The organism is Pandoraea sp. 64-18, from assembly GCF_001899225.1.
Taxonomy (GTDB): Bacteria; Pseudomonadota; Gammaproteobacteria; order Burkholderiales; family Burkholderiaceae; genus Pandoraea; species Pandoraea cepalis.
Window position 1 is genome coordinate 20737 of sequence record NZ_MKVU01000011.1, and the last position, 20535, is coordinate 41271.

The 20535-nt window shown below is 66.2% G+C and carries 16 protein-coding genes; 4 read left to right on the forward strand and 12 right to left on the reverse strand.

All coding sequences use genetic code 11. The features are described 5' to 3' along the window. Window positions 1-142 precede the first annotated feature (142 nt). Window positions 143-1381 carry an MFS transporter gene (locus tag BGP02_RS08435; protein ID WP_150564606.1) on the reverse strand — a complete coding sequence of 413 codons (1239 nt, stop codon included), beginning with the start codon at window positions 1379-1381 and terminating at the stop codon, window positions 143-145. Window positions 1382-1737: 356 nt separating this feature from the next. Here BGP02_RS08435 and BGP02_RS08440 point away from each other — a divergent pair, with 356 nt between their 5' ends. Continuing rightward, entirely contained in the window at window positions 1738-2427 is a 690-nt protein-coding gene (locus BGP02_RS08440) for an orotate phosphoribosyltransferase (protein WP_017234978.1), read from the forward strand. A gap of 103 nt (window positions 2428-2530) precedes the next feature. Then, window positions 2531-2929, forward strand: coding sequence for a fluoride efflux transporter CrcB (gene crcB / locus BGP02_RS08445; protein ID WP_017234977.1), 399 nt, complete (start codon window positions 2531-2533; stop codon window positions 2927-2929). Window positions 2930-2938: 9 nt separating this feature from the next. Here the strand turns inward: crcB and BGP02_RS08450 are convergent, their stop codons facing one another. Then, window positions 2939-3775, reverse strand: a complete 837-nt coding sequence (locus BGP02_RS08450) for a helix-turn-helix transcriptional regulator (protein WP_286798363.1) — start codon at window positions 3773-3775, stop codon at window positions 2939-2941. A 267-nt stretch (window positions 3776-4042) separates the two neighbouring features. On the opposite strand from BGP02_RS08450, the gene BGP02_RS08455 reads away from it, so the two are divergent. After that, window positions 4043-4747 (forward strand): class I SAM-dependent methyltransferase, encoded by a 705-nt coding sequence (locus BGP02_RS08455; RefSeq protein ID WP_254441245.1) that lies wholly within the window; start codon window positions 4043-4045, stop codon window positions 4745-4747. 69 nt (window positions 4748-4816) lie between these two features. Here BGP02_RS08455 and BGP02_RS08460 read toward each other — a convergent pair whose 3' ends face one another. From BGP02_RS08460 to BGP02_RS08490, 7 genes are all read right to left on the reverse strand, one after another. Further along, a complete protein-coding gene (locus BGP02_RS08460; RefSeq protein ID WP_286798364.1) occupies window positions 4817-6313 on the reverse strand; it encodes an NAD(P)/FAD-dependent oxidoreductase in 1497 nt (498 codons plus the stop codon). 13 nt (window positions 6314-6326) lie between these two features. Continuing rightward, window positions 6327-7133: a fatty acid desaturase family protein gene (locus BGP02_RS08465; protein WP_254441238.1), complete on the reverse strand. Its 807-nt coding sequence runs from the start codon at window positions 7131-7133 to the stop codon at window positions 6327-6329. Between the two features lie 42 nt (window positions 7134-7175). Further along, window positions 7176-7745 (reverse strand): AfsA-related hotdog domain-containing protein, encoded by a 570-nt coding sequence (locus BGP02_RS08470; RefSeq protein ID WP_150564602.1) that lies wholly within the window; start codon window positions 7743-7745, stop codon window positions 7176-7178. Window positions 7746-7828: 83 nt separating this feature from the next. Continuing rightward, entirely contained in the window at window positions 7829-9214 is a 1386-nt protein-coding gene (locus tag BGP02_RS08475) for a protoporphyrinogen/coproporphyrinogen oxidase (protein WP_286798365.1), read from the reverse strand. A 411-nt stretch (window positions 9215-9625) separates the two neighbouring features. Beyond that, a complete protein-coding gene (locus tag BGP02_RS08480) occupies window positions 9626-10387 on the reverse strand; it encodes a peptidylprolyl isomerase (protein ID WP_017231736.1) in 762 nt (253 codons plus the stop codon). Window positions 10388-10558: 171 nt separating this feature from the next. Continuing rightward, a complete protein-coding gene (gene panS, locus BGP02_RS08485) occupies window positions 10559-11512 on the reverse strand; it encodes a ketopantoate/pantoate/pantothenate transporter PanS (protein ID WP_017231737.1) in 954 nt (317 codons plus the stop codon). A gap of 152 nt (window positions 11513-11664) precedes the next feature. Next, a complete protein-coding gene (locus BGP02_RS08490) occupies window positions 11665-13314 on the reverse strand; it encodes a DEAD/DEAH box helicase (protein ID WP_150564599.1) in 1650 nt (549 codons plus the stop codon). A gap of 367 nt (window positions 13315-13681) precedes the next feature. Between BGP02_RS08490 and BGP02_RS08495 the strand changes: the two genes are divergently transcribed. Continuing rightward, window positions 13682-14596, forward strand: coding sequence for a LysR family transcriptional regulator (locus tag BGP02_RS08495; protein ID WP_286798366.1), 915 nt, complete (start codon window positions 13682-13684; stop codon window positions 14594-14596). A 90-nt stretch (window positions 14597-14686) separates the two neighbouring features. Here the strand turns inward: BGP02_RS08495 and BGP02_RS08500 are convergent, their stop codons facing one another. The 3 genes from BGP02_RS08500 to mprF all read right to left on the reverse strand — a co-directional run bounded on the left by BGP02_RS08500 (window position 14687) and on the right by mprF (window position 20399). After that, entirely contained in the window at window positions 14687-15994 is a 1308-nt protein-coding gene (locus BGP02_RS08500; RefSeq protein WP_286798367.1) for a solute carrier family 23 protein, read from the reverse strand. A 149-nt stretch (window positions 15995-16143) separates the two neighbouring features. Further along, entirely contained in the window at window positions 16144-17745 is a 1602-nt protein-coding gene (locus tag BGP02_RS08505) for a virulence factor family protein (RefSeq protein WP_286798368.1), read from the reverse strand. After that, window positions 17742-20399 (reverse strand): bifunctional lysylphosphatidylglycerol flippase/synthetase MprF, encoded by a 2658-nt coding sequence (mprF, locus tag BGP02_RS08510; RefSeq protein WP_150564619.1) that lies wholly within the window; start codon window positions 20397-20399, stop codon window positions 17742-17744. The genes BGP02_RS08505 and mprF overlap by 4 nt, the downstream gene beginning before the upstream one ends. Between the last annotated feature and the right edge of the window lie 136 nt (window positions 20400-20535).

Here is a 20535-nt window from a genome sequence, read left to right on the forward strand (position 1 = left end):
TCCCCCGATCCTGCATGCCGCGCTCGCGCGCGTCGGACCGTGGGGGCTTGCGGTGCGCCGGATGCACCGCAGGACGCAAAGTGTACACCTTGCGCCGAAAGCTCGACGCTGCCTGCGCGGCCGGCGTAGCGGGCAACAGAGGTTAGGACAGCGCTTCGCCGCGACGCTCCGGAATCAGGAAAAGCGTGGCGAGAATATCGAGCACATAAATGCTCGCGAGGAAGACGAGCGCCAGCTTGAACGAGTAGGCCGCCGCCAGCGCACCGACGGTGAGCGGCCCGAAACCGCCGACGGCACGGCCGATGTTGAACAGCACGTTCTGCGCCGTGGCACGCGCCGCGGTCGGGTACAGCTCCGAGATCAGCGCGCCGTAGCCGCCGATCATGCCGTTCACGAACATGCCCATCGCCGCGCCGCCGATCAGCAGCGAGAACGGCGTGTGCAATTGCGCGTAGACGAACACCATCACGACCGCGCCGATCTGGTAGCCGATGAACGTCGGCCGACGTCCGAAGCGGTCTGCAAGCCGGCCGAACAGCCAGATGCCGAATGCCATGCCCAGCACCGTCACCGCCGTCCACATGGCCGACTTGGTGAGCGAGTAACCGAACGTCTTCGACAGATACGAGGGCATCCAGATCATCAGGCCGTAGTAGCCGAAGTTCTGTACCGAGCACAGAATCGCCACGCCGAGGCTCGCGCGCGTGGTCGTGCCGTCTTTGACCAGCAGCTTGAGCGGCGCGTGTTCGCGCGGCTGCCGCTGTTGTGCAAGGAACATCTCGGGCTCGCCGAGCGCGCGACGCATGATGAACGAGACGACCGCCGGCAGCAGGCCGACGGCGAACATGCCACGCCAGCCGATGTGCGGCAGCAGCAACGGCGTGAGCAACGCGGCGGCAAGCACCCCGGCCTGCCACCCGAGCCCCACGAACGACGATGCCCGCGCGCGGCGCGCCGGCGGGCAAGCTTCCGCCGCGAGCGCCATGCCGATGCCAAACTCGCCGCCCAGTCCGATACCGGCAATCGTCCGGTAAGCCAGCAGATCCCAATAGCCCTGTGCAAGCGAGCACAGGCCGGTGAACACCGCAAACAGCAGAATCGTCCACGACAACACGCGCACGCGCCCGTAGCGATCGGACAGCATGCCGAAGACAATGCCGCCAACGACCGCGCCCACGAGGGTCCAGGTGACGAGCGCGCCCGATTGGGCGCCGGTGAGCGCGAGATCGGCCGCAATGGCCGGCAGGATGAAGCCGAGGATCAGCAGATCGAAACCGTCCATGGCGTAGCCGATGGCCGACGCCCACAGGGCGCGGTTCGCGTAGGCGGTATCGTGCGGCACCACCGGTGCGGCAAGCGAGGGCGAGGCATCGTTAGGCATGGGCGCGTTTCGTCAGGTCGGAATTTTGGGCGTGAGTGTATGCCTGTCATTAAGCGCCGGCAACTGTCTCTTTTTTTGGATTCATCTGTCGGCGGCGGGTTCTAATATGCGCCGTGCGCAAACATTGTGCGGAGTGGTCGAATGGAAAATATACGCTCCGTGCATAATTGACCGCGCGTTTGCTGAAACTTGTGGCATAATTCGCGCTTAAGCGCCAGTCGGTCGTTGCCAGACGTGCCGACCCGCCGCCTTAGACGGCGTCCTGCCGCAGCGCCTTGCGCTACGGTCCCCGCCGACTCACCCATGACTCCTGGCTGCGCGCCGCACGGCGGGCAGCTACGCTTAGGAACCGCATCATGATTGGCATCGACCGCCAGGCGATTTCCGACATCACCGCCAAGATCCTGCTCGAAGTGGGCGCGGTGCATTTCAACGCCGAGAAGCCGTACATCTTCACGTCGGGCTGGGCCAGCCCGGTGTACACCGACTGCCGCAAGTTGATCTCGTACCCGCGCGTGCGCCGTACGCTGATGGATTTCGCCGAAGCCGTCATCATTCAGGACGTCGGCTGCGAGCAGTTCGACACGGTCGCCGGCGGTGAAACCGCAGGCATTCCGTTCGCGGCCTGGATCGCCGACAAGCTGATGCTGCCGATGCAGTACGTTCGCAAAAAGCCGAAGGGTTTCGGCCGCAACGCGCAGATCGAAGGCGATCTGCCGGAAGGCTCGCGCGTGCTGCTCGTCGAAGACCTCACGACCGATGGCCGCAGCAAGATCAACTTCTGCAAGGCGCTGCGCGACGCCGGCGCGAAGGTCAATCACGTGTTCGTGGTCTTCCACTACGACATCTTCCCGGAGAGCCGCCAGGTGCTCAAGGACATCGATGTCGAGCTGCACTCGCTCGCCACGTGGTGGGACGTGCTGCGCGTTGCCAAGCAGCAGAACCACTTCGACACGAAGACGCTCGACGAAGTCGAGAAATTCCTGCACGCACCGGCCGAGTGGTCGGGCGCGCACGGTGGCGCCACGTCGTTCCCGAAGGACTGAGTCTCGTGGCAACGCCCGCAGTATTCGCTTGAGAGGCGAGAGCGGCCGGCCTGAAAAGGTCGGCCGTTTTTTTCTCCGCATCCGCTCGGCAGAGGAGTCAACCATGTTTGCGTCGGTCTTCGCCATCAGCCTCGGGGCAGCGTTAGGCGCGCTACTGCGCTGGGCACTGAGCGTACAGCTCAATGCGATCCTGCCGACGCTCCCGCTCGGCACGCTCGTCGCCAATCTCGTCGGCGGCTATCTCATCGGTGTTGCCGTCGCGCTCTTCAGCCACTTTCCGTCGATTCCGGTCGAGTGGCGACTGTTGATCGTGACCGGCTTTCTCGGTGGCCTCACAACGTTCTCCACCTTCTCCGCCGAAGTCACCACGCTGCTGCGCGAAGGGCAGATGGGCTGGGCAGCGCTCACCGTGGCGGTTCACGTCGGGGGCTCGCTCATCATGACCCTGCTTGGCATGGCCAGCATCACGCTGCTCATCCAGTGGTTGCGCCCAGCCCTCTGAGCGACCGCACTACGGCAGCAACATCACGAGCTTGACGTCGTCGTGCCCCGACAGGCGGAACGTGACCTGTGCGAAATCGATATCGCCGCGCGCCGGGTGATGAAAACCACGCCGCCCGCCTTCGCGTTCGACGACATCCTGCTGCGACCAGAGCGAGGCGAACCTGCGGCTGTCGCGCTGCAATTCGTCCGTGAGGGTACGCACGGGCGTATCGTCAAGGTAGGCACTGCATTCGGCGCGAAACTCCGCGACCACCCGGCGCGCGCGACGCTCCCAATCCTGAATCAACGTGGGCGCACCCGCATCGAGGAAGATGTAGCGCAGCAGATTCTTCGCGCCCGGCGCGTCGAGCCAGCCATGGAAGATGTCGGCGGCGGCCGCGTTCCAGGCCAGGACGTCCCAGCATCGATCCAGCGCGTAGGCCGGAGCCGCCACGGCGGCGACGGCCGCCTGCACCTGTGCCGACGCATGGTGCGGCAACGGCACGGCACCGCGCTCCGGATCGCGCTTGCCCGCCAGATCGAACAGGTAGGCCCGTTCGGCACGCGAAAGCCGCAGCGCGCCGGCAACGGCCGCCAGTGCGCCCGCCGAGATCGACACGTCGCGTGCCTGCTCGATCCAGGTGTACCAGGTGGCCGACAAGCCGCACAACTGCGCCACTTCCTCGCGCCGCAATCCCGGCGTGCGACGCCGCCCCAAAGGCGGCAGTCCGGCGGCCGCCGGGGTCAGCCGCTCGCGATGCGCGCGCAAGAAGTCGCCGAGCGCGCGACGCTGGCGCGCATCGTCACCGTGAGGGGCTGGCGCGTCAGACGCCAATTCGGGCTTAGGGATAGGGGTAGTTTTCATACCAGGATAAATAGGTAACTTGTACCGGTATCAACGAGCCATTATCGTGAGACTTACCCACATCGCGCAAGCGCCCAGGCGGGCCGACTCCCCTTGCATCGCGCCCTGCCCCACCCACGTAGGAGACTCACCGTGAGCGAAACCCCGTCATACCCTTCCCGCCCGGGTTCGTCCACCGCCCCCGCAGGGGCGCAGGACACCCACCACGCGCATCATGGCCATAACGCCGTCGTCACCGGCCAGTTCGGCCCGCAGGCATCGGCCTATCTGACGAGTGCCAATCACGCGCAGGGCGCCGATCTGGAGCAACTCGCCGCGATCGCTCGCGCGCATCCGGGTGCGCAGGTGCTCGACCTGGGGTGCGGCGCGGGACACGTGAGCTTCTTCGCAGCGCCGCACGTCGCGCGCGTGGTGGCGTACGATCTGTCCGCCGACATGCTCGGTGTGGTCGCAGGCGAAGCGGCCAAGCGCGGCCTGACGAACATCGACACGCAACTGGGCGCAGCCGAATCGCTGCCGTTCGCCGATGCCAGCTTCGATCTCGTCTTCAGCCGATACAGTGCGCATCACTGGGCCGACGTGGGTGCCGCGCTGCGCGAGATGCGTCGCGTGCTCAAGCCCGGCGGACGCGTCGTGATCTGCGACGTCGCCTCGACGGGGCGGCCGCTGTTCGACACGTATCTGCAAGCGGTCGAAGTGTTGCGCGATACGTCGCACGTGCGCAACTACGCCGCGAGCGAATGGCTGACGATGGCCGCTGGGGCGGGATTATCGGTGGCGTCGCTCACGCCGCGCACGCTCGATCTCGACTTCAAGACGTGGATCGCGCGCATGCGTACGCCAGCGCCGATGCAGGTAGCCATTCGCGCGCTGCAAACGGCCATGGCCGACGACGTGCGTCGTCATTTCAGGATTCAGGACGACGGCTCGTTCACGCTCGACACGCTGACGCTCGAACTGATTGCCGGTTGAGCGTCGGGAGGTAGAGGCAGGCGAGCGCGATCCGTCGTAGCGACGCGCCCGCTTTCCTTTTATGAGCGGTCACTTTTGTCCGTTTTTCCTCACACCCGCCAAATCCCGTGGGTAACGCGATGCGGAACGTCGCGGCGCAAATGCGAGCGCCGCGCGCTGCGAGGCAATCCGCCAGGCAACCCGCGCCGTCACCGAGGGGGCGAACAACGCGGACGGCGGCTCGACCATGTGCATCACGCGCAGAAAGCGCCGGTAGATGGCGGCATCGTCGACGGCGAGACCGAGCAGCGACTCCACGTAATGTTGCATGAGCCGCGCCCGCCAATGCGTGGCGCCCCGCTCCCCCGTCTGACGTAAATCGACGCCAGTCGCGAAAATCCACGCGCGCTGCGCCACGTGGGCGAGGGCACGCTGCAAGGCCAATCCACCCGGGGCATCGTTGGCGCGACGAATGAGATGCAGATGGGCGTCGAGCGCCACCGCGCTCAATGCCGCAATCGTCATGCCCTGTCCGTACACCGGATTGAAGCTGCATGCGGCGTCGCCAAGCACCGCGAAGCCTGCGGGCCAGCGCCGCATTTCGTCGAAGTGGCGTAACCGATTTTCCGTCCGGCGAAACTGACGGATCGGCGAGACCGGCTCGGCGTGGGCAATCGCATCGTGGAGGGTCGGCACCCGCAGGCTTTTCGCGAAAGCCAGGAAGCCGTCGGCATCGCCCGGCGGATAATCGCCGCCCGCCCCCGTCAACGTGACGATCCACCGGTTGTCCTCGATGGGGAAGATCGTGCCGCTGCGCAGGCATTCGGGTGGCCGGCCGTGCACCACCAGCGCTTGCCAGTCGCGCCAGACCGACGGCTTCGGCACCGCATAGAGTCGGCTCGCGTACCCGACACGGGCGTCGACGACCGTCTCGCGTACGGCGTCCAGCCCCATCGCTCGCAGCCACGACGGCGCATGCGAGTTGCGCCCGCTCGCGTCGACAACGAAGGCGGCCGGCACGGTCGTGACATCTTCGGCATCTTCGGCTTGTCCGCGCGATCCGCCCGCGCGACGCCGAATCGCCACGCCACAAACGCGTGCGAGCGCCGCATCGAAGCGCAACCCCGTGACGTCGCAGCCGGTCAGAACACGAACGTTCCGCTTGGCGAGCACGCGCTGGCGCACCGCGAACTCGAGCAGGCCACGGCTCGTCGACCATGTGACGAAGCCCTCGCCTGCGGGCGGCATCCAACCCGCGGCACCGAACCAGCGCACGGACCGATACCAGTCGAGCGGCACCGCGCCCGCGTCGAGCAAGGCCTGACCCAAATCGGGAAACAGCGCGTCGAGCGTTCGGCGCCCCCGCATCAGCAGTTGATGCACATAGTGCCCCTGCGGCACGCCCGCCCTCGGGGCTGGAGAATCGGGCAGCGCGTCGCGCTCGACGAGCCACACTTCATCGAAGTGCCCCGCCAGTGCATGCGCGGCGAGCAAGCCCGCCATGCCTGCGCCGACGACGATGGCACGCCAGGCGGTCGATGGGGCTTCGGTGGGCGTGCAGCGCGCCCGTGTCGATGAAACCGTCATGATCTCCCCCGGATTATCGGAACCAGCGATTCAATGGCGTCGACGATGGCGGCACGTCGATCCGGTGGGCGATCTGCCGATGGAATTCCGGTAGCCGGCTCCAGTGCAAGCCCGGCCGCACGTGATGCGCGAGGTGGTAGCCGTTGTTGAAAAACACAAGATTGAGCCACCGGTTGGCCTTCGTGTGCGATGCCTTGAACGGATCGCTGGCGTAGAGATCGATATGATCGTCGTACGTCATGTGAATGAAGTTGAGCCAGACCAGGATCCTTGGCACGACGAAAAATAGCAGCGCATTGCGCGGGTCGTGAAACAGCAACGCGACCAATACGAGGTTGCTGGCCGCGACCTGCCAGAGGCAGCGTCGACGCAATCGCGCGCAGGTCCGCCCGATGCGCAGCACGTGATAATCGTATGTCAGGAAATAATGAGCAACGTAAGCGAGCCGCGACATCCGGCAACCGCCAGCATCGATCCAGCGCGACGGATCCCGCTCCGGTTCGGTGTAGTGCAGGTGATGTCCCCGGCTGTGATGCAGGCGAAACTTTGCCGCGTACATGCCGGTCTCCAGGGTCATCACCCATTCCAGCACGCGATTGGCCCAGGTGCCCGCGAACATGCCCATGTGCGACTGGTTGTGCACGGCGGTCGAAACGGCGATCTGGGGCAACAGGAGCACCGTCGCGCACGTGATCGCCACCCACGGATCGTGCACGAGAAAATAGGCGGCCCACTGCAACAATGCCGCACCGGCCACCAGCGCCAGCGGTGCAAGATCTTCGGTGTAACGCAGACCCAGAAGTCGGGCGAGATGTCTCATGATGCCTCCCTGCAACGCACGGCTCATCGCCATCGATGCGATTCAATGGATGTCGTCCGCCTTGGCCGAGTGACGCAAGCGGGCAAGCAGCGCCGGCGAAGAGAAGCTCCAGCGCGCGTTCATCGTGCCCAGTGGGCGGCCGAACTGCAGCCACTGCGTTTCGCAAGCCAGCGCGGACAAGCGGTCATGACGATAGGATTTGGCGACGATCACGAATCGCACCGACAGTGGCGCGTGCAGCTCGGCGAAATGCTCGAAGGTGACTTCCAGCGAATTGAGCACAAAGACGAGGTCGTGCGGCACCTCGTAGAAGCGGTGCGAGATCGCAGTGCCGGTCTGGCGAGTGGCTTCGATCATCATCAGGCCGGGAACGTGGTCGAGTGGATGTTCGAAGAAGAACGCGTGGTGCGGATCGATCGCAAGCACAGCGGAAAAGGTATCGTGCCCCTCGGGTGTGGCTTGCGCCCGCTCGATCGACGCGACGAAGACATTGACGGGATTGGTCTTGTGAACCATCGCCCGGTCGAGCTTGCCCGGCATGGCAAAGGCGTCAGCGGTGGTGACATCGGAGGTACCGGCAGGGCGGCCGGTCACGGGCGTTTGAAGGTTCATGGCGACTCCGTTCAGACAATGGGGGGGACGGAACCTGGCCCACCGGGTTGACGGCGAGCCGGCCTGGGGGATCGATGCTGGACTTACGACGATGCGTGCAAGCCGTAATCGATGGCGCGCGATGCGCGTAGATCGTGCGCGAGGTGCGACTGGGCGATGCGAACCGCCGCCTCCTGCGCAGAGAGCATGCAGGCCTCAATCGACGCGCCGCGCAGATAATCGCCGGCGAACGCAAGACCGTCGATGCCATGGCGCCGATCGTCGAGCCATGCGCGCAGCCGATAGTGATGCGGCGCGTACGCACACAACCCCGGATCGAAAAGATGCGCGACAACGTCGCGCCGGTCGGCCCGTTCCACGGGAACGTACTGGCGCAGGGTCGTCTCGGCGAGATCCAGCAATGCTTCGGCTTCCGGCCCGGCAAGGCTGCCCGCGCTTCGCGCACTTGCGATGACGGCGCGCGCCTTGCGGCCACTGAACGTGTAGCGCACGCGGTCGAGTCTGTCGATGCCGTAGGCGCCGGCGTTGCTCAGCGCATTGTCCGGGCCGAACGACAGCCCGCGCACGTTCGCAGAGAATATCGGCCGGCGGTAAGCGGCCACCACCACGAGCACCGGAAAATAACGTATTTCGTCGAGTGCGGCGGCGAGTGCCGCGTCGTGTTCGCGCAGCAGATCCGCGCTCACCCCTGCCGGCGTGGCGAGCACCACATGGTCGTATTCCGGATGATCGGTTCGCCCATCGAATTGCCGCACCTGCAAACCGGAAACCCGTCCGTGACGCACCATGAGCCGCTCGACGCGGGCATTGAAGCGCACCGCCAGCGGCGCGGTCGCCGCACCGATAAACGCCCCCATGCCCGCCTTGAGCTGATCATAGGTGTCGAGCCACATGCCCAGGTGGGTGCCGAAATTGCCGAGGTGAATTTCGTCGGGCTCCGCACCGTTCATTCGCACCGACATTGCCCGCACCACAGCGCGACAGAACGCCGGGCTGAAATGCGAAGCCAGCGGCGCATCGTCGGCATCTCGCGCCAGCCGGGCAAATGACGGTCCGTCCAGGAACCGATTGCGCGCGTCGAGCCACACGCGCGCGCAAAGCGCGGCAAGGCGCATGGCATCCGCCGCAGGACAACCGCGCAGATACGCAAGCGTGCTGCCAAGGCGGCGCGTGCTATCGAGCGTGACGATCTTTCCGTCGCGAATGCGCGATGTGTTGATGCCGAACGGCTCGAACGCGAAGGGTCCGAGGGCGTGCGCGAGCTTGCGAAAGCGCAGATAGTGCCGGCCGATGTTCTTGCCGCCGAGATCGATTCGGTCGCCGTCGAGCGTCGCAGTGGTGATCCGGCCACCGGGGGACCGGTGCTGCTCGATAAGCTCGACATGAAGGCCGGCGTCGCGTAGATAATGCGCAGCCGCAATGCCGGAAATGCCGCCGCCAACGACGGCGCACGTCGCAGTGGTTGCCATCAGGGATCCCCCGCATGTTCATTAGGCATGCTTTAAGTATCGTGAAAATGACACCTGAATATCACGACATCCTAAGGATAGGCGAACGCGGTTCATCGTTCGCATCTCATCGGGCGGTCACCGATAGTGCTCAACACGAGCGATCGCAAACGTGAACTCCGCAACGCGTTGGATCTCAATTCCATCATTGGATGGCACATGACGACGGCAACGCGGGCGCGGTGCGCTGCCTCACCGAACGCGCTGCGTGGCGCGGAAAAACGAAAGGGCTGGGTTCTGCCTGACACAGAACCCAGCCCTTTGGGACACTACACTGAACGCTACGACGTTGCCCGATCAGTCCATCGACACACTCGCGCGCCCTGCCGCATCTGGCTGGACACGCACGCCGTTCCGACAGCCGACCATCCGCTATTGCACACGCACCGGTCCGTCATCGTCGTTGGCGCCGCTAATTTCGGCGACACCGGCGAGCAGCGCCACGTAGTGCCGCAGTGCCCGCGCACGCGCCTGCTCGTACAACTGCGCGGCGATACGCTCGGCCACGCGTTCGTAGGGCGGCATGTGTCCTTTCACCCGGCGTTCGATCCGCACAACGTGGAAACCGTAGCGCGTGTTGACCAGTCTCGGCACCACGCCGAGTCGGTCGCCACAAAACAGCACCAACTCAAACTCGGGTGCGCCACTGCCACGCGCGAGCATACCTAGACTTCCGCCCGTGCGACCTGACGGGCAATCCGACATCGATTGCGCCACCGCTTCGAACGAATCGGGATTGGAGCGCACGGCATCCAGTGCCGACTGCGCCCTCTCCAAGGTCGTCGACAGCGGCACACTCGCCGACATCGCAAACAGAATATGACTCGCCTGCACCCGGTCGCCCACACGGAACTGCCCGGCGTGTTCGTGGAAGTAGGCCCGGCATTCGGCGTCGGTGGGACGATGCACTTGAACGTCCCGCGTGAACAGTGCATCGACGATAGCGTCGTCGCTCGCGGGCATCGCGTCGTTCTTGTCGAATAAACGCAAGTCGAATGCGCGCTGGCGCAGCAATTCACGACTCACCAACGCGTGCTGTGCGGCGACTTCCGGATCGGCCTCGTCCTGATGCTGATCGATCTCATCGGCGACGCGGCGTGCGTCGATGACAATTCCGTTGACTCGCAAAGACATAACGCACTCCCGCCAAAACATTGACTGCCACCGGTCGCGCCGCTTCGCATGCCGGGGCGCGACGGTATATCGAAGTTGTAGGCGATGCGCGTCAGAAAGGCAAATGCCCGCGATGACAGTGTGGGCGGCCGTTGCGCGCCGCACACACTCGCATGCGGCGCACGAAAACACTCAGTGAGACGGACGTGTGACCACCGCCGGCGCATCGTTGGCGGTGCCGGTCGGACGACCCCGCCAGTAGCCCGCGAGCAGCGAGCCCGACAAGTTGTGCCAGACCGAGAAGAGCGCCCCCGGCAGTGCGGCGAGCGGCGTGAAGTAGATTTTGCCGAGTGTTGCCGCCAGGCCGGAGTTCTGCATACCGACTTCGATGGCCAACGTGCGGCAGATCGATTCGTCGAAGCCCAGCAGACGACCGCCCCAGTACCCGCCCAGCAGGCCCAGACCGTTGTGCAACACGACACCGAGCATCACCAACGGGCCCACCGTGGCAATGTTGCCCTGATTCGCGCCGACTACCGCGCCGATGATGAGCACGATCGCGATCATCGACACGAGCGGCAGATAGCCTTCGACCGCGCGCACCGCACGACCGAAATAGCGATTGATGAGCAGGCCCGCGCCAATCGGCAGCGCCACGATTTGCAGAATCGACAGCAGCATGCCCTCGACGTCGACCACGATGGAGGCGTCGACGTACAAGCGCGTGAGCAGCGGGGTCGCGAACACGCCGACGAGCGTCGACATTGCGCTGATCGTCACCGACAGGGCCACGTCGCCGCGGGCGAGATAAATCATGACATTCGAGGCTGTGCCGCTCGCAACGCTGCCCACAAGCACCATGCCGGCCGTCAGATCGGGCGGCATGTGCAGCACGCGCGCGATCACCCAGGCGGCCAGCGGCATCACGAGATAGTGCAACACCACCCCGGCGACGATCGGCGCGGGTCGCGTGAGCACGCGCTTGAAGTCGTCGACGGTGAGCGTGACGCCCATCGCAAACATCACCACGGTCAGGAGCGCCGTGACGTGCGGCGTAACGCTGGAAAAACTGCCCGGCGAGAAATAAGCGGAAACGGACAGCAGCAGAGCCCACAACGGGAACAGCCGGGTAATACGGGCGATCATGAAATCCTCAGGGAAGGGGAATGCGGCACGTGCGCGGGTGAGCCGATGAGGCCGCCTTGCCTGACGCCTCATTGTCCCTGCCACGCCCGGGCCACCGGGCGCAAAAGCTTAATATTTTACTTAATTTGCGCCCGATGCCCTTCCTGAGCCGTTCAGTCGCGTTTTGCCTTGCCCATCAGCAAGGCGCCGCCAACCGCGTCGCGACGCGCCGGACGCGGCGCGCGCTGTGCGAAATCGCTGCGCTCCGCGCCGCCTCCTTGCCCGCGCGAGGCGGTCTGCCCCGTGCGGCCGTCACGACCTTGGCGTGCTGCACCGGCCGCCGGTGTGGCCGCGCGTTGGGCATCGCCCTGACGCTTGGGCGCCTGCGCCTGATGGCGTTGCTGCCCGCCTTGTCCCGCGTTCGCGACCTGCGCGCCGTGCCCCGCATTTCCGCCGTTCACGGCACTGCTGTTCTTTCGGCCACCGCGCTCGCCTTCGCGACGCGCCTTCGGCTCGTTGCCCTGGCGTGCGCCACGACCGCCATCGCGCGGCTCACGCGCTTCACGCGGGGCGCGGGCCGGTTGGCGCGCGTCGTCGTCGTCGCCGCCGCGCCCGCCCCGTCCACCACCGGCCCCACGGCCTTGTTGCGCCTTGCGAATCGGTTGCGCCACGGCATGCGGATCCGGATCGAAGCCCGGGATCACTTCGCGATCGATCGTGCGCTTGATGAGACGTTCGATCTGCGTGAGCAGTTGATGCTCGTCCACGCACACAAGCGACACGGCCTCGCCGTTTGCGCCGGCGCGTCCGGTGCGGCCGATGCGGTGGACATAGTCCTCCGCCACTTCCGGCAGGTCGAAGTTGACCACGTGGGGCAACTGGTCGATGTCGATGCCGCGCGCGGCAATATCGGTCGCAACCAGCACCTGCAATGTGCCGCTCTTGAATTCGGCGAGCGCTCGCGTGCGGGCGCCCTGACTCTTGTTACCGTGAATGGCGAGCGCCGGAATGCCGCCCTTCGTGAGCTGCTCGGCGAGCCGGTTCGCGCCGTGCTTGGTGCGCGTGAACACGAGCACCTGGAACCAGTTGTGCTCGCGCACGAGGTGTTCGAGCAGCTCGCGCTTACGGTCGCGATCGACCGGGTGGATCTTCTGCGCGACGGTTTCCGCCGTCGTGTTGCGACGCGCCACTTCGATGAGCGCGGGCGACTTGAGCAGGCCGTCGGCCAGTTGCTTGATCTCGTCGGAGAACGTGGCCGAGAACAGCAGGTTCTGGCGCTTCGACGGCAGCACCGCCAGCACACGACGAATATCGCGAATGAAGCCCATGTCGAGCATGCGGTCGGCTTCGTCCAGCACGAGAATCTCGACGCCAGAAAGATCGACCGTTTTCTGCTGCATGTGATCGAGCAGACGGCCAGGGGTCGCGACGAGAATGTCCACGCCGCGCGCCAATTGTTTGACCTGCGGCACCATCGACACGCCGCCGAACACGGTCATGGACGTGAGCGGCAGGTACTTGCCGTATTGCGTAACGCTTTCCTCGACCTGGGCGGCCAACTCGCGCGTGGGCGTCAGCACGAGCGCGCGCACGGAGCGCTTGCCGTTGGCCGCCGCCGCGCGCGCACGCGTGGAGAGCATTTGCAGGATAGGCAGCGTGAAGCCCGCCGTCTTGCCGGTCCCGGTCTGGGCACCGGCGAGGAGATCGCCGCCTTGCAGGACGGCCGGAATCGCTTGCAGTTGAATGGGCGTCGGGTGCGTGTAGCCAAGGTCGGCCACGGCACGCAGGATGTCGGCCGACAGGCCGAGCTTTTCAAAAGACATATATGGACCAATGCGCGGACTCCACGAAGTGTGTCCCCGCGCGTATCGATGTTGTGTGTTCTTGAGGGAATGCCCGCGTAGGGCGTGCGACAGGCATCGCGCTCACTAGGGCGATGCGCCGAAAGACGCCTGCAAGACGACCCGCCGGCGAATGAAATCAAGCGGCTTGGCGGGCGAGGCCGTCGCGGGTACGGCCGTGTCTTGGAAGCGCGTAGTTTACCATGTGCCCTTTCCCAAGTCAGTCGGCATCGCCATTTGCCCTCCCCGGGGTCCGAAATTCGGACGTTCCACCGGGTGTCTGCGCGCCTATCGCCCAAGCCGCTACACTGGCGTCATTGCCCCCGAAGCCTCCCGGCCTGCCTGCCCCGTGCGATTCGACCTGACCGACCTGCGACTGTGCCTGCTGGTTGCCGAAGCCGGCAGCATCACCGGCGGCGCCGAGCGCGCCCATCTGACACTGGCGTCTGCCAGCGCCCGTATCCGCGGGCTCGAAGAGGCGCTGGGCGTCGCGCTCTTCATGCGCCACCGCCAGGGCGTAATGCCCACCCCCGCTGGCCGCGCCCTGCTCGCTCACGCCCGGCGCGTGCTCGCCCAAATCGAGCAGATGCGCGGCGAACTCGGCGAATACGCGGCTGGGCTCAAGGGGAACGTGCGTATTGCCTCGAACACCGTGGCGATGTCCGAGTTTCTGCCGGATCTGCTGGGGGCGTTCCTCGCCGAGCATCCGAATGTGGAGATCTCCCTGCGCGAACAGACAAGCCCGGCCGTCGTGCAAGCGGTCCTGGAAGGCGCCGCCGACATCGGCGTGGTCTCGGACTGGATCGAATTGACGGGGCTCGAGACGGTGCCATTCCGGCAGGACCGGCTGGTGGTCGTCACGCCGCCCGGGCACCCGTTGGCCTCGCGCGCCCAGGTGGCCTTCATCGACGTACTGGACTCGGAGTTCATCGGCCTGCCCGAGCACAGTGCACTGGCCGAGCACCTCGACGGGCACGCCAGGCGAGCCGGTCGGCCATTGCACTACCGTGTGCGCCTGCGAGACTTCGACAGTCTGTGCCGCGCCGTGGCGGCGGGGGCCGCGCTGGGCGTCGTGCCGCTGAGCGCCGCCGCACGCTCGGCCGCCACGCTGGGCCTCGGCATCGTGCCGCTCTCCGACGCTTGGGCCCTGCGCACGCTGGTGCTGTGCGTGCGTGAGCGCGACGCCCTGCCTGTCTACGCGCGGCAATTGCTTGAACGGCTGCAGGCCACGCCCGCCCCCACTAACGAAAACGGCACGACGTAATCATCGTGCCGTGATCGCTTGTGCCGTCAATGCCGGCGAATCCAGCCGGTCCAGCGCGTCCGGTGTGACCGGTGAGGCGAGCGCGTCGACCTACATCGCCGCCGGTGCCGACGCCCCACGCCCGCGCAGCAACGCGTAGAGGATGATGGCGCCGAACGTGGCGCAACCGATGCCCCCCAGCGAGAAGCTACCGAACTTCAGCGTGAAGTCGCCCGCGCCGAGCACCAGCGTGACGGCGGCGACGATCAGGTTGCGGTTATCCGAGAAGTCGACCTTGTTCTGCACCCAGATGCGCGCGCCGGCCACGGTAATCAGACCGAACACCACGATCGACACGCCACCCAGCACCGGACCCGGAATCGTCTGAATCACCGCGCCGAATTTCGGCGAGAAGCCCAGCACCAGCGCGATCACCGCCGCCACGGCAAACACCAGCGTCGAATAGATCTTCGTGACGGCCATCACGCCGATATTCTCGGCGTAAGTCGTCACGCCCGTGCCCCCGACGCTGCCCGACACAATGGTCGCCAGACCATCGCCGAGGAAGGCGCGGCCCATGTAGCGGTCGAGGCTTTGCCCGGTCATGGCGCTTACCGCCTTGATGTGTCCGAGGTTCTCCGCCAAAAGGATGATGGCAATCGGGGCGAGCAATACCATCGCTTCAGGCTTGAACACTGGCGCCGCGAAGTGCGGCAGGCCGAACCAGGCGGCATGGGCCACCACGGCGAAGTCGATCGGCTTGCCGAGGCCCATGCCGTTGGTCAGCACGGCGTACAGCGCATAGGCCAGCAGCAGGCCCACGAGAATCAGCAGGCGTTGCACCATGCCGCGCGCGAGCACCGCCACGAGACCGACGCACAGCACGGTCGCCAGCGCCATCCACGTGTCGAAGGGCGTCGCCGAGACGCCCTTCACCGCGACCGGCGCGAGGTTCAGGCCGATGACGGCGACGACCGCGCCCGTCACCACCGGCGGCATGAGGGCTTCGATCCAGCGAGTGCCAACGGCCATCACGATCAGGCCGATGATGGCGTAGAGCACGCCGCAGGCGATGATCCCGCCGAGCGCCACCGGAATATTCAGGTTCGGCCCACTGCCCGCATAGCCCGTCACCGAGATGACCAGGCCGATGAAGGCGAAGCTCGAGCCGAGATAGCTGGGTACGCGTCCGCCGACGAGCACGAAGAAGAGCAGCGTGCCAATCCCCGACATGAAGATGGCAAGGTTCGGATCGAACCCCATGAGCAGCGGTGCAAGTACGGTCGAGCCGAACATGGCGACCACGTGCTGCACGCCCATCGCGATGGTTTGCGGCCACGCCAGGCGCTCATCGGGGGCGATCACGCGGCCGGAGGCCGTGTCCTGCTGCCGCCACTTCGGGAAATAACCCTCTGCCATGTCGATCTTCTCCTGGGTGTCGTGCCGCCAAATCCGAACGGTGCGGAAGGTGCGGGACGTGGGTCGATGGGAAAACTGGCGGCAGTGTACGGAGCCACTGCACGGAAGGCAAGGCGGCGCGCCAAGCGGCGCCGCCCCGCCATCGGCCGTCACCGCTTGGCGACGCCCTGGAGAATCACGTCGGCCAGCCCAGTGTAGTTCCCGTCGAAATGGTGCCCGCCGGGCATCTTGACGACCTGAACGCGCTTGGGATCGAGCCCCGGACAGTTGCTGTCGTCTTCGTCGGCCCCATAGATGCACATCGCCATCCCGTCGGGCAGACGCTCCACCTCCGGACGAATCGGCAGGCCGTTCTGGCTCGACATCACCCAATTGGTCATGCGGAACTCGAAGTCCGCCTTCTGCCCGAGTCCCATCAGCACCAGCAGCGCCACCCGCTCGCGGGCCACCGGCGACAGACGATTGACCATGAACGGCAGCACATCGGCCCCTTGCGAGTAGCCGATCAGGATCACGCGCTTCTTGTTCCAGCGCGTCTGATAGAAGCGCATGAGGCGGTCGATATCGAGCGCGCCGGAAGCCGGGGTGCGCGCCGACCAGAAATAGCGCAGCGAATCCACGCCCACCACCGGAATGCCGTGCGCCGAGAGCGCGCCCGCGACATCGCGGTCGAGTCCGGCCCAACCGCCGTCGCCCGACATCAGTATGGCGAACGTGTCGGTCATATTGGGGGCAGGCTTGCCGGTGGCCGGCACCTCGACGACGGGCAGATCGGCCACCGCGGCGGGCGGCCGGGCCGTTCCCGCCACGTGGTGCGCGTTCAGACGCCGGAACGCGTTCTTGTACTGCGTCACCCAATCTGCCAGCACGGACGTCGGCGGCGTGCCCGTCTCGGCGGGCGTGCCGGAGACCTCCATCGCGCCCAGGCTGCCCGCCAGCCCACCGACGAGCCAGCTCGAATTCGGCGTGCGGGCGGCGAACGCCTGTGCCACGTGATCCGGGCAGCGCGGCGCGCGCGCGTTGGGTCCGCCGACCGGCCCGCCCATTGCCACCCATGGTGCGCTCATGACGGGCGCGGGCAGCAATCGCATCGGCGCGCCGCCGACCGTGTGCGTGATACCGCGTCCGAAGTGCACCCCCTCGCCCTGACACAACGGCCGGGACATCGGCAATACCGGACAGAAGTCGACGGACAGCGCGCCGGAGAACGTATCGTTACCCGCCTGCGCAAGCATCGCATAGGCGAACGTGCCGCCCACGCCGTCGCCGACGAGAATGGGCGGCGTGTAGCCGGGCAGCTTGACGGCCGCCTCGACCCATCGACCGAAGTTGTCGAGATCGCCCGCCGCATATACGCAAGCGATCTCGTCCTTGGTGTAATTCGCCATCAACCGTGCCGTGTCGATGCCGGCCACCAACGCGCCGGTGTCCGCGAGGGCGCGCGCCATCCGTTCGGCGCGCGGCGTCCAGCCGTCGTCGTCGGAGAAAAAGAGCACCGTCGCATTCGGCGCCCCTTCCGGACGGAAGATGGGCACGTTCTCGAAGCGGCCATGCGTCAGGATCTCCGGGGCTTGCGCGGGTGCCGGCGTCTGGGCCAGTACGGCGACGGACGTCATCATCACCGCCCCTGTCGCGGCACTCGCCGCGACGCGGCGGACCCAGCGCGGCGCGCCCTCGCCGCGCCCGCGCTTGCGCGATCTCGCCTGCCCATCGTCCGCCTTGTCGTGCTTCGCCATCGTGTGACCTGTCATTTCGTCATGATTCCTTTCCATCCGCCGCCCACCAGCGACGCCACGTCGGCCAGCGTGAGCATCGGTGCGATACCGCCCGGCGTCATCAGATAACGCGCCTCCCATTGCGGATCGAATTTGTCCTTGAAGCTGCGCAGCCCGCGGAAGTTGTAAAAGCGAGCACCGTGCGCGAACATCATGCGGCCGAAGCGATGCCAGCGGGGCGCAAGCTGATGCGTCTCCATGCCCGACATCGGGGCCATTCCCAGACCGAAACGCTGATAGCCCTGCGATTTGAAGTGCAGCATCAGCTTCGCGAACAGGAAGTCCATCGTGCCGGGGGGAGCGTCCGGCACCTGCCGCATCAGATCGATGCTCGCTTCGATGCGCTGGACGTCGGGGCACATCAACGTGGCAAACGCGACGAGGCGCGTCTCGCGGCGCACAAGCGCCACGGGTTGGCGCGCCACGTACGCGTCGGTAAACGCGCCCAACGAGAAACCCTTCTCGCGCGTATGTTGGCGCGCAAGCCACGCGTCCGATACGCGCCGCATTTCCGCGAGATGCGGCGCGACGTCTTCCGCCGCCACAATCTCCAGCGTCAACCCTTCGCGTTCACCGCGCGCCACCCCATGCCGCAGATTGGCGCGACGCGCGCCTTGCAGCCCGAACTCCGGCAGCGAGACGAACGCTTCCTCGCCGAGCTTGAAGGCCCGCAGTCCCGCGTCGATATAGAGCGGCAGCGCCTGCGGGCGGGTCTTGTAGAACGCCGCGCGTCCGCCGTGCGCATCGGCCAGCTCGATGAAGCGCCAAATCAGTTCGGGCCACTCCTTCTGGTCGCCCACCGGATCCGAGAGCGACACCCACGAACGGCGATGCTTTGCGTACATGATGAAAGCGTTGCCAGACGGCGAGAACAGGAAGCTCTTGTCGCCCATCAGCGCCAGACAGGCGTCGGCGGCCGGTTGCTTGCGGATGACGGCGCGCGCGCGCGCCAGTTCCTCCTCGCTCGCGGGCACGATCGCGCCGGCGGACTGACGCAGCAATTGCCACAAGGACAGCCCGAGTCCGATCACGGCCACGACCATCAACGCGCGCATGGAACGCGGAGCATCGCCGTCGAACGTGAACTGCCACCAAAGCTGATTTGCGTATTCGACGCGCCGGTACGCCATGAACATCAGCCAGGTACAGGCCCCGAGCACCGAGAGCACGGCAATGATCCAGCCCGGCTCGAACGTTTGCGTGAAAAGCGACGAGCGCCGGTCGAACTGTTCGCGCGAGACGAGCAGCAGCGTCGCCAGCATGGCCAATACGAAGCACTCCGACACGGCAATGCCCTTGGGAATCGCGAGGACGGCAGCGATGATCGTCAGGCCGAGCGAGCCCCACCAGGCGGCATCAAGCCGGTGCAGCAGACCTCGCGCGAGGAACAGCATGGCCAGCCCCGCCACACTGCCGAGCAAGTGTGACACTTCAACGAGGAACAGCGGCACGTGGTGGCGAAGGAAGTCTTCCGCGTCGCGCGTGGCGGGCGTCACACCGGAGATCAGCAACATGACCCCGGCAACGAGCGTGAGCGCCGCCAACAGGCCGGGGAAGAGCCGCACGGCCGCCCGGCCGATCGGCGCCGCCGGGCCCTGGCGCAACTCGAACCCGGCGAGCAGACAGGCGGCAAGCATCAGCGGCAGCAGATAGTAAATACCGCGATAGAGCACCAGCGCCCCCGCCACCTGACTGATCGGTGCGTGCCCGTTGGTCGCGAGCAGAATCACCGCTTCGAACACCCCCACGCCGCCCGGCACGTGGCTGAGTACGCCAAGCGCCATGGCAATGGCATAGAAGACGACGAAGGTCGGCAGATCCACCACGTTGGCGGGCAGCAAACACCACAAGGCGGCGGCCGCCATGCCCAGATCGGCGGCCGAGATCAGCAACTGGCGCACCGCGACCCGCAGCGGCGGCAGCGGGATCGGCCAGCGGTTGAGCAAGCGCACCGTGCGCTTGCGCGCGCACAGTACCAGGAACGCGGCGGCGCCGGCCAGCAGCAGCAAGGCGAGCATCTGCAACACCCACGCCGGAATCGGCACCAGCGCCGAGACGCGCGACGCACCCCACAACATGCCGAGCGAACCGAACACGGTCATGCCGAGACCGAACGCGCCGGCGTTGAACGCTACCGCCTGCGCCACCTTCGATGCATCGACGCCCGCGGCGGCGTACATCCGCATTCGCACCGTGCCGCCGGTGAGCACCCCCAGACCGACGGAGTTTCCGAGCGCGTAGGCGATGAACGAGGTGAGCACGACCGTCGAGCGCTTGACCTTCGCCCCGGCGAAGCCAAGGCCTGAGATGTCGTAACCGGTGAGGGCCGCGTAACTCGCCAGGGTTGCCAGCATGGCAAGCGCCAGACGCGTCACGGGGGTGTTGTGTATCTCGGCAACGATGTCGTCGTAATGCACGTGACGCAGCATGTGATGCAACGCGTCGAAGACAAAGAGGCCGAGCAGAACGACGCCGGCCGCGATCAGCCACGGCCGGGCCGCGGTCCACGGCACGCGCCGGAGCCAGCGCAGGGGCGCGGGCAACGCAAACCAGGCGGCTTCGTCGGCGGGCGGCGGCTCGGGCGGGCCGCCCGCGGCCCCGCCACCGGCGGACGCCGCAACGGCGTCCATCGGCAGCGCCACGGAGGAAGGTGCATCGGCGGGCCGGCTCGGGCGCGCGCGGGAGGGTTCAGTCATGTATCGGTCGATCCTTCAGCCGGCACGACGTCACCTACGGGACGCCGCTCCCATGGCCTGTGGGCGAGTC